Source organism: Streptomyces angustmyceticus, from assembly GCF_040701845.1.
Lineage (GTDB): Bacteria > Actinomycetota > Actinomycetes > Streptomycetales > Streptomycetaceae > Streptomyces > Streptomyces angustmyceticus_A.
Genome location: NZ_JBFBHQ010000014.1, coordinates 140,768 through 151,927, shown reverse-complemented (window position 1 = coordinate 151,927; position 11,160 = coordinate 140,768). Strand labels below are relative to the sequence as shown.

10 protein-coding genes are annotated in these 11,160 nt (G+C 73.2%); 5 read left to right on the top strand and 5 right to left on the bottom strand.

The annotated features are described in order from the left end of the window. Nucleotides 1-322: 322 nt before the first annotated feature. Complete coding sequence (locus AB0411_RS25715; RefSeq protein ID WP_366419634.1) at nucleotides 323-1,825, bottom strand: HAMP domain-containing sensor histidine kinase; 1,503 nt, start codon at nucleotides 1,823-1,825, stop codon at nucleotides 323-325. A gap of 1 nt (nucleotide 1,826) precedes the next feature. After that, entirely contained in the window at nucleotides 1,827-2,594 is a 768-nt protein-coding gene (locus AB0411_RS25710) for a response regulator transcription factor (RefSeq protein ID WP_366419633.1), read from the bottom strand. A gap of 236 nt (nucleotides 2,595-2,830) precedes the next feature. On the opposite strand from AB0411_RS25710, the gene AB0411_RS25705 reads away from it, so the two are divergent. From AB0411_RS25705 to dgt, 5 genes are all read left to right on the top strand, one after another. After that, nucleotides 2,831-4,051, top strand: a complete 1,221-nt coding sequence (locus AB0411_RS25705) for a glycosyltransferase family 4 protein (RefSeq protein WP_366419632.1) — start codon at nucleotides 2,831-2,833, stop codon at nucleotides 4,049-4,051. A gap of 490 nt (nucleotides 4,052-4,541) precedes the next feature. Then, nucleotides 4,542-5,096, top strand: a complete 555-nt coding sequence (locus AB0411_RS25700) for a GH25 family lysozyme (protein WP_366419631.1) — start codon at nucleotides 4,542-4,544, stop codon at nucleotides 5,094-5,096. Between the two features lie 166 nt (nucleotides 5,097-5,262). After that, nucleotides 5,263-6,093 (top strand): ammonia-dependent NAD(+) synthetase, encoded by an 831-nt coding sequence (gene nadE / locus AB0411_RS25695; RefSeq protein WP_366419630.1) that lies wholly within the window; start codon nucleotides 5,263-5,265, stop codon nucleotides 6,091-6,093. A gap of 591 nt (nucleotides 6,094-6,684) precedes the next feature. Further along, complete coding sequence (locus AB0411_RS25690; RefSeq protein ID WP_366419629.1) at nucleotides 6,685-7,038, top strand: hypothetical protein; 354 nt, start codon at nucleotides 6,685-6,687, stop codon at nucleotides 7,036-7,038. Between the two features lie 172 nt (nucleotides 7,039-7,210). Beyond that, the gene (gene dgt, locus AB0411_RS25685) at nucleotides 7,211-8,536 is read left to right on the top strand and encodes a dGTP triphosphohydrolase (RefSeq protein WP_366419628.1); all 1,326 of its coding nucleotides are present in this window, start codon (nucleotides 7,211-7,213) and stop codon (nucleotides 8,534-8,536) included. Nucleotides 8,537-8,719: 183 nt separating this feature from the next. Here the strand turns inward: dgt and AB0411_RS25680 are convergent, their stop codons facing one another. The 3 genes from AB0411_RS25680 to AB0411_RS25670 are packed head-to-tail and all read right to left on the bottom strand — an operon-like array spanning nucleotide 8,720 to nucleotide 11,032. Next, complete coding sequence (locus AB0411_RS25680; protein ID WP_366419627.1) at nucleotides 8,720-9,715, bottom strand: cytochrome c biogenesis CcdA family protein; 996 nt, start codon at nucleotides 9,713-9,715, stop codon at nucleotides 8,720-8,722. Further along, nucleotides 9,712-10,497: a DsbA family protein gene (locus AB0411_RS25675; RefSeq protein ID WP_366419626.1), complete on the bottom strand. Its 786-nt coding sequence runs from the start codon at nucleotides 10,495-10,497 to the stop codon at nucleotides 9,712-9,714. The genes AB0411_RS25680 and AB0411_RS25675 overlap by 4 nt, the downstream gene beginning before the upstream one ends. Before the next feature lie 58 nt (nucleotides 10,498-10,555). Further along, nucleotides 10,556-11,032 carry a hypothetical protein gene (locus AB0411_RS25670; protein WP_366419625.1) on the bottom strand — a complete coding sequence of 159 codons (477 nt, stop codon included), beginning with the start codon at nucleotides 11,030-11,032 and terminating at the stop codon, nucleotides 10,556-10,558. Between the last annotated feature and the right edge of the window lie 128 nt (nucleotides 11,033-11,160).

The window sequence follows — 11,160 nt, the reverse complement described above, 5'->3', positions numbered from 1 at the left end:
CCTGCACAGCCTCACCGTGCCGGACACCGCCGGAAACCCGGGCCCGGTCGTCCGCTCGCTGCCCGCACTCGACGACTACACCGACAAGAACCCTAGCGAAGCAGTCCGGACACCCACCCGCGCAGGCCCATCACCGGCACCCGACAGCCCCGCGCAGCGGACCCGCCCGCCGCCAGGCGCAACGGCGAGAAAGCCAAAAACGTGGGCGGCAAGCAAAGCGCAGCGGACCGGCCAGGCGAAACGGCGAGCGCACCGCGCAGCGGGCGAAAACCGGCGAGCAACCCCCACGGCGGAAAAGACAAAAACGTGGGAAAACCAATCGCTATGCGCCCGTCGTACCAACCGTGAATCCAAGCGTCGCTCCCCCGCCGGGGCGCCTCGCCGCGAACGCGTGGCCGCCGTGGGCGGTGGCGATTTCGCGGACGATGGCGAGGCCGAGGCCGGAGCCGGGCAGGCCGCGGGCGGCCGCTGCGCGGTAGAAGCGGTCGAAGACGCGGGTGAGGTCGGCGTCGGCGATGCCGGGGCCGCGGTCCAGGACCTCGATGCGGGCCCCGGTGACGACGACCTCGATCGGCTCGGTGCCGCCGGCGTCGAATTTGGCGGCGTTCTCCAGGAGGTTGGTGAGCGCACGGTGCAGGGCGGCGGACCGGCCCTCGACCACCGCCGGGCGGAGGGTCCGTACCGTGATCTCCCGGCCGGTGCGGCGGCGGGCCGAGGCGGCCGCCTTCTCCGCGACCTCGGCGAGGTGCACGTCCGAGAGCGGGTCGTCGTCGCGCTGTCCGGCCGCCAGGTCCACCAGTTCGTTGACCAGGTCGCTGAGTTCCCGGGCCTCGCCCGCCAGGTCGGCCAGCAGTTCCTCGCGGGCGTCCGCCGGCAGCTCGTCGAACCGTTTCAGCAGCGAGATGTTCGTACGGAGCGAGGTCAGCGGGGTGCGCAGCTCATGGCCGGCGTCCTGGACGAGGCGCTGCTGGTCCTGGACGGCGCTGGCGAGCCGGCCGAGCATGTCGTCGAAGGCCCGCCCGAGCCGGGCGACCTCGTCCCGTCCCGCCACCGGGACCGGGACGTCCAGCCGTCCGTGCTCCGCCACGTTCTCGGCGACCGAGGTCAGCCGCACCAGCCGGCCGGTGATCCGGCGCGCCAGCCACCAGCCGCCCGCGCCGGAGAGTGCGATGACCGTGGCGGCCAGCAGGGCGGTGCGCTTCTGCAGTGCGGAGAGGAGGTCCTCGGTCTCGCTGAACTTCTGCGCGACCTGCACGGCGCCCCGGCCGCCGCCGAGCGCCACGGTCGCCACGTGGTACTCCTCGTCGCCGATCTCCGCCTCCCGCTCCGCATAGCGGCCGGCGCGCGCGTCGTCGGCGATCCGGCGTTCCCCGTCACCGGCCGGGAGGGCCGGGCGCCCCGGTTCCACGATCCGGCCGCCGGGGCCCAGGATCTGCACATCGGTACGGGTGGGGCGGGTGAGGTCGTCGCGCGGCCCGTCGTGGTCCGGGTCGACGGTGGTGTAGTCGGTGGGCACGAACGGCTTTTCCTGGACCTGGGTGCGCAGGTCCCTTACGACCTGCGAGAACACCGACTTCTCGTCGACCCGTACCAGCCGGGCCGCCGCGTCGTAGCTGAGGAACCCGACCAGGACGGTCACCGCGGCCGCCCCCGCGGCGAACGCCACCGCGAAGGCGGTGCGCAGGCTGGCGGGCTTGCGCGTGCGCAGCCAGGCGGCCGACCCGCCGCGGCGCCAGGAGCCCGCCCAGGCCCGCAGCCGGGCCCGCAGCCGGCGGCCGGGCCGGGTGCGGGGCCCGGTCCCGGACCGGTCGCGGGGTCCGGGCATCTCAGTCCTCCCGCAGCACGTAACCGACGCCCCGCACCGTGTGGATCAGCGGCCGGCTGCCCGGGACGTCGACCTTGCGCCGCAGATAGCCCACGTACACCGCGAGGTTCTTCGACCCGGGGCCGAAGTCGTAGCCCCAGATCCGGTCGTAGATCGTCGAATGGTCCAGGACGATGCCGGCGTTACGGGCCAGCAGCTCCAGCAGCTCGAACTCGGTCCGGGTCAGCTCCAGCTCCCGCTCGCCGCGCCAGGCGCGCCGCGAGGGCCCGTCGATCCGCAGGTCCGCGGCCTCGACGACGCCGCTGTCGGCCACCCGCGCGTCGTACGCCTCCTCGGTCCCCTCGGTCTCGTCCGTCGCGGCGGGGCCGGCACCCGAGCCGCCCTCGTACGCCGGCGCGCCCGCCGTCGTGCGCCGCAGCAGCGCCCGCAGCCGGGCGAAGACCTCCTCGACCTCGAACGGCTTGACCACGTAGTCGTCCGCGCCGGCGTCCAGACCGGCGATCCGGTCCGCCGTCTCGACCCGTGCGGTGAGCATCAGGATCGGGGTGCGGTCCTGCTCGGCCCGCAGCACCTGGCACACCTGCAGCCCGTCGATCCCGGGCATCATCACGTCCAGCAGGATCACGTCGGGCCGCTCGCGGTGGGCGGCGGCGAGCGCCTGGATGCCGTCGGCGACGGCGGTGACCTCGTACCCCTCCAGGGTCAGGGCACGCTCCAGCGCGGTACGGATGGGACGGTCGTCCTCGGCGAGCAGTACGGAATGGGTCACCCGGCAAGTCTGCCAAGGTCACGGAGGTGCGGTGGCGGGCGGCCGGTCGGGCACCGGCTTTCTTACCCGGATCTCACCCGCGGTTCTTACCGGGCTCTCACCCTCGCCACGCCATCGGCTTACCCCTGACCGCCACGGTGGCCCGGTGCCGGACGGGCCGGTCGCGGAGACCCGGCCGCGAGCGTACCGGCCGGTCGGGACGACTCGGCACATCTCGGGGAAGAGCACGACACCGTATGAAGATCACCCTCCTGCTGCACAACGCCTACGCCATCGGCGGCACCGTCCGCACCACCTTCAACCTCGCGGCCGCGCTCGCCGACCGGCACGACGTCGAGATCGTCTCGATGCAGCGGCACCGCGAGGTCCCGCGCTTCACCCTGGACCCCCGGGTGCGGCTGGTGCCGTTGGTGGACACCCGCGTCGGCAGCGAGGACATGGCCGATCCGCTGTTCGGCGAGCCCGCGCAGGACTTCCCGCTCGCCGAGAAGCGGCACCACCAGTACAGCCGGCTGATCGACGTACGGGCCGCGGAGTTCCTGCGCACCAGCGACGCGGACGTGCTGGTCGGCACCCGGCCCGGCATCAATGTCTACCTGGCGCGCTTCGCCCCGCGCCGGGCCCTGCGGATCGCCCAGGAGCACCTCCGCCACGACGCCCACAGCAAGCGGCTCCGGGCCGAACTCGCCCGCCACTACCGGACGCTGGACGCCCTGGTCACCACCACCGAGGCGGACGCGGCCGTCTACCGCGCTCGGATGCCGCTGCCCGGCGTACGGGTCCTGGCCGTGCCCAACATCGTGCCCGCGCCGGCCGGGCCGCCGTCCGAGGGCACCGCGAAGGTGATCGCGGCGGCCGGGCGGCTGGTCCGCGGCAAGCGCTTCGACCTGCTGATCGAGGCGTTCTCCGCGGTCGCCGCCAAGCACCCCGACTGGCGGCTGCGGATACACGGCGGCGGCGCCGAGCGCGCCCAGCTCCAGGAACTGATCGACGGGCTCGGGCTGGGCGAGCGGGCGGAGCTGACCGGGCCGCGCTCCCCGATCGAGGCGGAGTTCGCCAAGGCGTCGATCGTCGCCTCGGCCTCGGACGCCGAGTCCTTCGGCATGACCCTCGTCGAGGCGATGCGCTGCGGCGTGCCCGTCGTCAGCACCGACTGCCCGCTGGGCCCGGCCGAGATCATCCACGACGGTACGGACGGGCTGCTGGTGCCGCGCGGTGACGGTCAGGCCCTGTCCGGCGCCCTCCTGCGGCTCATCGAGGACCCGCAGTGCCGCCACACGATGGCCCGGGCCGCGCTGGAGAGCTCGCACCGCTACGACCCGGAACCGATCGCCGGGCGCTACGAAGCCCTCTTCGGGGAGCTCCGGTCTACGCGCGGCAGCCGGGCCCTGCGGCGCGCCCTCGGCCGCGCCCGGTCCCGCGCCCGGCGGCTGGCGCGGCGGATCACGCGGCGCTGAAGCCCCCCCGGGACGGCGGGGCCGGTCCATTCGACGAAACCGGCCCCGCCCCAACTTGACCGCGGTGCAAGGAACTTCCCGTCCACGATCTGGCGTCCCCGGTAGCAAACATGCTGAACTGCTGGAACGAGACTGCTTCGCATGCAGGAAAGCCGGTTCACGGAAACCCGATCAACGCACCGCGAACACCCATCCGAGCACCGAATCCCGATCACCGAATCCGATCGCCGAACCCTGATCGCCGAACCCTGATCGCCGAACCCTGATCGCCGAACCCTGATCGCCGAACCCTGATCATCGCGACATGATCCGCGACACGATCCATGGATCCCGATCACCGGAACACAGCAACGCCGTCACCCCCCACCCCGGTAATCCGGTCACACCGGAAACGCCCGGCACCGCTGCAACGCAGTTGATGTTTCGAGCAGTTGACGTTTCGAGCAGTTGACGCTTCGAATCCGCAGGTCCGATCGGCAGGAGGCCGTTCATGCTGCATGGTGTCGATGTCAGCTCCTACAACACCTCGTACTCCGCCGAGGGGCTGGACTTCGTTTTCGTCAAGGCCACCGAAGGCCGCTCCTACCTCAATCCGCACCAGTCCGCGCAGGCGTCAAAGGCCCGTAAAGCGGGCTGCGTGGTCGGTTTCTACCACTTTCTCTGGCCGGGGAATATCGCCGCCCAGGCGAAATACTTCGTCGAGAAATGCGCATCGGTGCAGGGCGATCTCCTCGCCTGCGACTGGGAGCGCACCGGCGAGGGGACCTACGCGAGCAATGCCCAGAAGGACCAGTTCCTGAAGGAGGTGAAGCGGCTGCGTCCCACCCACCGGGTGGTGCTCTACTGCAACCGCGACTTCTGGCTCCACCACGACACCACCTCCTACGCGGCCGACGGCCTGTGGATCGCCGACTACGTCTCCGCCGGGCACCCACGGATCAAGGCGAAGTGGCGCTTCCACCAGTACACCGACCAGCCGCTGGACAAGGACGTCGCGGACTTCTCGACCAAGGCCGCCCTCAAGAAGTGGGCGCACCCGGCATAAGGTTTCCTCTCGGCGCACCTTTGCGCGCCGCCAGAAGCCGCGCCGCCGCGGAGGAGAAGCACCCTGCGCAGGCGGCTCAGGAACAGTGCGTCACCGTCGCCGTGCTGTTGCCGCCACCGTGTGGCGCGGCACGAGAAGCAGCAGCACGAGAACACGAGGAGCAGCCGTGACCGACCCGGCGTCCAAGGCCCTGCAGCAGGAGATCGCCCGGGATCTCCAGGTGACCGCGTCCTTCGACGCCGAGCAGGAGATCGAGCGCCGGGTGGCCTTCCTCACGGAGCGGCTGACCTCCACGGGCCTGCGCTCGCTGGTCCTGGGGATCAGCGGCGGCGTCGACTCCACGACCACGGGCCGGCTCTGCCAGCTCGCCGTGGAGCGGGCCCGCGCCGCCGGGCACGAGGCGACCTTCTACGCGATGCGGCTGCCGTACGGCGTCCAGGCGGACGAGAAGGACGCCCAGCGGGCGCTGGAGTTCATCCGCGCCGACCGCGAGCTGACCGTCGACATCCGCCCGGCCAGCGATGCCGCGCTGCAGGCCGCGGTGGAGGGCGGGCTCGTCTTCCGCGACGCCCACCACCAGGACTTCGTCCAGGGCAACATCAAGGCGCGCCAGCGCATGATCGCCCAGTACGCGGTCGCGGGCGCCCATGACGGCCTGGTCGTGGGCACCGACCACGCGGCCGAGGCGGTCTCCGGCTTCTTCACCAAGTTCGGTGACGGCGCGGCCGACGTGGTGCCGCTCACCGGTCTGACCAAGCGCCGGGTGCGCGCGGTGTCGGCGGCGCTGGGCGCCCCCGCCGAGCTGGTGCGGAAGGTGCCGACGGCCGACCTGGAGACCCTCGACCCGGGCAAGCCGGACGAGGACGCGCTCGGTGTGAGCTACGACCAGATCGACGACTTCCTGGAGGGCAAGCCGGTCGACGCCACGGCCGCCGAGGCCATCGTCCGCCGCTACCGCCTCACCGAGCACAAGCGGGCACTGCCGATCGCCCCCTGAGGCGGCGGGGCGGGCCGCCGGGCTCGGGCCGGGGCTCTCGACCGGCCACCGGCACCTCCCGATGGCTCCGGCTCCGGCTCGGCGGCTCGGGCGCGGCGACTCCTGCTCGGTGGCTCCGGCGCGGCGACTCCTGCTCGGCGCGCTGGCCGGTGCTCCTGCTCGGCCCGCTTGACCTGCTCGGCGCGCTAGGCCGGTGCTCCTGCTCGGCCCGCTTGAGCGGCGCTCCTGCTCGGCGCTCTTGACCTGTTCGACGCGCTAGGCCGGCGCTCTTGACCGGCCGCCTTGACCGGCCGCTCGGCTCTCCCCCGCCCCCTCCCCCCTCTCCCCCTTCGGGGGAGGGGGCGGGGGTGGGTTCGGGGGTGGGGGGGACAGCAACCCCGCCTCGCCCGGCCCCGTCCCCCTGGCCCCGTGCCACCCTGCCGTCCCGCCCGGCCCCGTCCCGCCCGGCCCCGTCTCGTCATGGACCGGCAAGGCGACCGTCATCATCCCGGTGCTAAATCATGGGCGTGAGCGGGCATGCATCCGGCCATGGGAAGCCGCGAAGTGCGATCGGAAGATCAACTGTCAGTGGGGCCGCCTACGCTCCGGGGCATGGGTTACGCAAACCTGCGCGAACTCCAGACCGCGCTGACCACCGCCTCCGACCTTGCCTCGTCCCTGCAGTCCGCGCCGACCCGGCGCGATGCGGACCAGCTCGTCGACGTCCTCCGGCAAGCCCTGACCGCTGCCAGCTCGCTGGGCGCGGACAGCGGCCCGACCGGCTGCGCCCTACATCCCCATGGCGCGGTCGACCCGCTCTACGGCGACCCGGAAGATCCACTTCCGCCGGGGTACGGCAAGTGCCTGCTCTGCAACGACCGCCGCCGCCGGGCCGACGCCCACCCGGCGCACGCCCGCCCGCACGCCCGTCCGCATCCGCGCTGGCGGCGTCGGCTGAGCGCGTAGGGCGCCTCCGCAGGGGTGGCAGGCCACCCGGACCGACCAGCCGCACCGACCAACCGACCCACCGGACCGACCGGCGGCACCGACCGGCGGCACCGACCAGCCGCGCCCACCAACCGACCTGTCGAACCGACCGGCCGTCCCCCGCCATCCGGCGCAGGACTACCATCCGCGCATGCGACCTGCCACATACAGCGATGAGGACCTGGAACAGCACTCCCTCCGGCGGCGGGTGCCCGACGACGGGCAGCGGTCCGGCTTCGAGCACGACGTCGACCGGATCCTGTACTCCACCCAGTGGCGGGCGCTGGCCGGCAAGAGCCAGGTGGTGGCGAGCGCCGAGCTGGGCGCGTACCACACCCGGCTGACCCACTCGATGAAGGTCGCGCAGCTCGGGCGGCGGATGGCGGAGCGGCTGGAGCGCCGGTACGGCGGGCCGAACCCGGCGCTCGTCGAGGCGGCGTGCATGGCCCACGACATCGGCCATCCGCCCTTCGGGCACGCGGGCGAGCTGGCGCTGCGCGCCACGATGGACGAGCTGCACTTCACGGACGGTGTGCTGGACAGCTTCGAGGGCAACGCGCAGACCCTGCGGGTGCTGACCTTCCTCGCCGCCCACAAGTACCCGGGCCACCGCGGGCTGCATCTGACCCGCGCCTGTCTGGACGCCGCCACCAAGTACCCGTGGGAGCGGGCGCCCGTCGACCAGGATCCGGCGCGGCATGTGAAGTGGGGGGTGTACGTCGCCGACCGGGAGGCGTTCTCCTGGGTGCGGGCGGGCCGTACGGACACGGCCGTGCCGGTCGAGGAACAGGTCATGGACTGGGCGGACGATGTCACCTACGCCTGCCATGACGTGGAGGACTTCTACCGTACGGGCCTGATTCCGCTGGCCGCGCTGTTCCCGCCGGACGGTGCCGCGGGCGCCGACACCGAGCGGGAGATCCGCCGCTTCCTGGACTACGTCGAGGCGAAGCGGGCCCGGGAGGGTGCGGCCTTCGACCGTGCGGCGGCGCTGGTGATGATGGGGGACATCGGCAAGCGGCTGGCGGTGCCCGCGCCGTACAGCGGCAGCCATGAGGACGCGGTCGCGGTCAACCGCCGCACCGCCGATCTGATCTCGTACTTCACCCGCGGGATCGAACTGGAGGTGGGCGGCGCCGCGGCGATCCGCTACGGGGCGCACCTGGTGATCCCTCAGGATCGGCGGGACGCCTGCGATCTGCTCAAGGAGCTGGTGTGGTGCTACGTCATCGACCGCCCCGCGCTCGCCACCCAGCAGCACGGCAAGCGGCGGGTGGTGAGCGAGTTGCTGCGCTGGTCCTATGACGCGCCCGAGCTGCTGCCGCCGGACCGCGCCGAGGAGCTGGCGCTGCACGGGGACCGGCTGCGCGCCGCCGCCGACCATGTCGCCTCGCTGACCGAGGACCAGGCGCTGGCCCTGCACCGTCGGCTGTCCGGCACCGGCCTAGGTTCGGTCAACGACAACGTGTGGCTGTGAGCGGGTGAGCCGGTGAGCGGGTGAGCCTGTGAACCGGTGAGTCTGTGAGCCCCGGGGGGGGCGGGATTCCGGTGCCGTTCCACAACGGCCCGGTCCCGCCCCCCGGTCCCGCCCCCCGGTCCCGCCTCTCCCGGGGGCGCGCCCGCGGGGCACGCCTCCCGACGGCGAAGGAGCGGCCCCGCCCTATTCGTCCCCGCCCCGCGACCGCTCGTCCCCGTCCGGCCCAGGACCGGTCCCGCCCCGCGAAGGCTCGGCACCAGCCGTCGAAGGACCGTCCGCTCCTCGCTCGGCCCCGCCCCGCTCGGCCTCTTCCCGCGGCCGCTCTGCCCCCGCCGGCAGCGGATCGCCCCCGTCCCGTGCCGTCTTCTCCGGCCGTAGCGCGATGCGCCCGAGCACCGCGGCGACGAGCAGTGCGGCGACCGCGATCAGCGCATAGTCGGGTACGGCGTTCCCGATGCGCGCCGCCCATTCCTCGGCCCGGAACTCGTCGTCCGCGTCGAGGATTCCGGGCAGCGCGCTGGTCCCGTTGAAGCGCAGGAACAGCACGCCGATGCCGATGAAGAACACCCCGGACAGCACCGAGGTGGTGTGCAGGTGCAGCTTGCCGAGGCTGAACGCACGGCCGCGCAGCCAGCCCCGGCTGCCGAGCTTGCAGCGGTCCCACAGCAGGGCCAGCACGAACAGCGGCAGCGCCATGCCCAGCGCGTAGACGGCGAGCATCGAGGCGCCGTACACCGGTGAGCCGCTGACCGCCGTCACCGTCAGCACCGCGCCGAGGATCGGGCCCGCGCAGAAGCCGGCGAGCCCGTAGACGCAGCCGAGCAGGAAGGTGGAGACGGCCGACCGCGGGGTGATCCGCGCGGCGGCGGCCTGGGCGCGCCGGGAGGCGAAGCCCAGGCCGAGGATCTGGGCGAGGCCCATCGCGATGACGACCCAGCCGCCGACGGCGATCAGCAGGTCGCGGTGGCCGTTGAACAGCCGGCTGGCCGCCGTACTGGCCGCGCCGAGCGGGACCAGGGTGGTGGCGAGCCCCAGATAGAACACTCCGGTGCGGGCCACCAGCCGGCCGGGCGTGGAGAGGGAGTAGGCGAAGAACGCCGGCAGCAGCAGCGCACTGCACGGGCTGAGCAGCGCCAGCGCACCGCCCAGGAACGCCGCGAGATAGCCGATGTCGTTCATTCCCCGGCCCCCTTGGCCGCGGGTGCGTTCTTGGCCGCCCGTGCCGCGGCGTCCTTGATGCCCTGCGCGAAGACCTCGGCGGGCTGGGCGCCGGCGACCGGCCGGCCGTTGATGAGGAAGGACGGCGTGGACTGCACGCCGAGCTGGTACCCCTCGGCCTGGTCCTTCTTCAGGGCCCGCTCGGCGTCCGCGCTCTTCAGGTCCGTACGGAACTTGTCGATGTCGGGCACCCCGCTGGTGCGGGCCAGCTCGACGAGCTTGTCCTCGGCCAGCGCCTTGCCCTTGCGGGTCTTGGCGTACAGCTCGTCGTGGAACTGCCAGAACTTGCCCTGCTGCCCCGCGGCCCAGGAGGCGCGGGCGGCCCGCTCGGAGTCGGCGCCGAAGACGGTGAAGTTGCGGAACTCGATGCGCAGGGTGCCCTCGTCGACGAACTTCTTGATCAGGCCGGGCTGGGTCTCGCGGGTGAAGCGGCCGCAGAACGAGCACTGGTAGTCGGCGTATTCGACCAGGACCACCGGGGCGTCCTTCTTGCCGACGGCCAGCGGGTCGCCGTCCTGGCGGCGGTTGGTCTGCTTGGCGAGGTCGTCGAAGACCTTCTGTTGTGCGGGGTCCTCCTCGGGCCCGGCGGAGGCGGCGGCCTCCGGGGCGCCGGTGCGGCCGGTGCCGCGGTCGCCCTCGACGGACGTGCCGACGGCGACCCCGATGGCGATGACGGCCACGACGAGGGCGATGACCGCGCCGATGGCGGCCAGTTTGCGGGTGGGAGAAGCGGAAACGGGCATGCGGAAGCTCCAGACGTACCAAGGGGGAAGGACAGGCCGTGTGCGTCGGGGCAGCGGCCTATATCCGCAGTACGGGCAGGAGCGGGGTGCGGTCGCGGGCGGGCGCGCTGTCGGTGGGCGGCCGGGCGAGCGCGAACTGCGCGGGGAGGTCTGCGGCGAGCGGCCCCGGGCCGGTGGTGGCGGGGGCGAGGGGCTCGCCGCGGTGCTGCGAGGGCGGCGGAGCGGAGTCGGCGGGCCCGGGGGCGTGCCGGTCCGAGCACCTCTTGGGCGTGTGGGCCACGGCGATCGGGGCGTCGGGGTCGAGCCGCGGGCCGCTGCCGGCGGCCGCCGGGCGCGCCGGTGCGTCCCGGTCCGCGGGGCGCCCGGCTTCCGGGGCGGCCTCGGCCGCGCCGCCGGCCCGCCATGCCGCCGCGGCCGCCGCCGCCCGGCCCTGGGACCAGGCCTGATCGCCGCCGACGCGGCACAGCAGCGGCCCGAAGGCGACGGCGAGGAGGAGCAGCAGCGTCAGCGCGGCCGACCGGCGCACGTGGTGCATGTCCCTCCTCTCCGTACCGGGCGTGAGCATGAACAACCCATCCTACGGATCGTCACGGCTCACGCGGAGCATCCACCGGGCCCTGGGACGTCGGGCGGAGAAGGCCGGGCCGGGGGCGGGGACACCGC

What these genes read in the sequence shown, in the direction of transcription:
- AB0411_RS25680 (WP_366419627.1), bottom strand. Translation starts at nt 9,715, where the DNA reads ATGAACGACATCGGCTATCTCGCGGCGTTCCTGGGCGGTGCGCTGGCG.
- dgt (WP_366419628.1), top strand. Translation starts at nt 7,211, where the DNA reads ATGCGACCTGCCACATACAGCGATGAGGACCTGGAACAGCACTCCCTC.
- AB0411_RS25715 (WP_366419634.1), bottom strand. Translation starts at nt 1,825, where the DNA reads ATGCCCGGACCCCGCGACCGGTCCGGGACCGGGCCCCGCACCCGGCCC.
- AB0411_RS25705 (WP_366419632.1), top strand. Translation starts at nt 2,831, where the DNA reads ATGAAGATCACCCTCCTGCTGCACAACGCCTACGCCATCGGCGGCACC.
- AB0411_RS25670 (WP_366419625.1), bottom strand. Translation starts at nt 11,032, where the DNA reads ATGCACCACGTGCGCCGGTCGGCCGCGCTGACGCTGCTGCTCCTCCTC.
- AB0411_RS25675 (WP_366419626.1), bottom strand. Translation starts at nt 10,497, where the DNA reads ATGCCCGTTTCCGCTTCTCCCACCCGCAAACTGGCCGCCATCGGCGCG.
- AB0411_RS25700 (WP_366419631.1), top strand. Translation starts at nt 4,542, where the DNA reads ATGCTGCATGGTGTCGATGTCAGCTCCTACAACACCTCGTACTCCGCC.
- AB0411_RS25690 (WP_366419629.1), top strand. Translation starts at nt 6,685, where the DNA reads ATGGGTTACGCAAACCTGCGCGAACTCCAGACCGCGCTGACCACCGCC.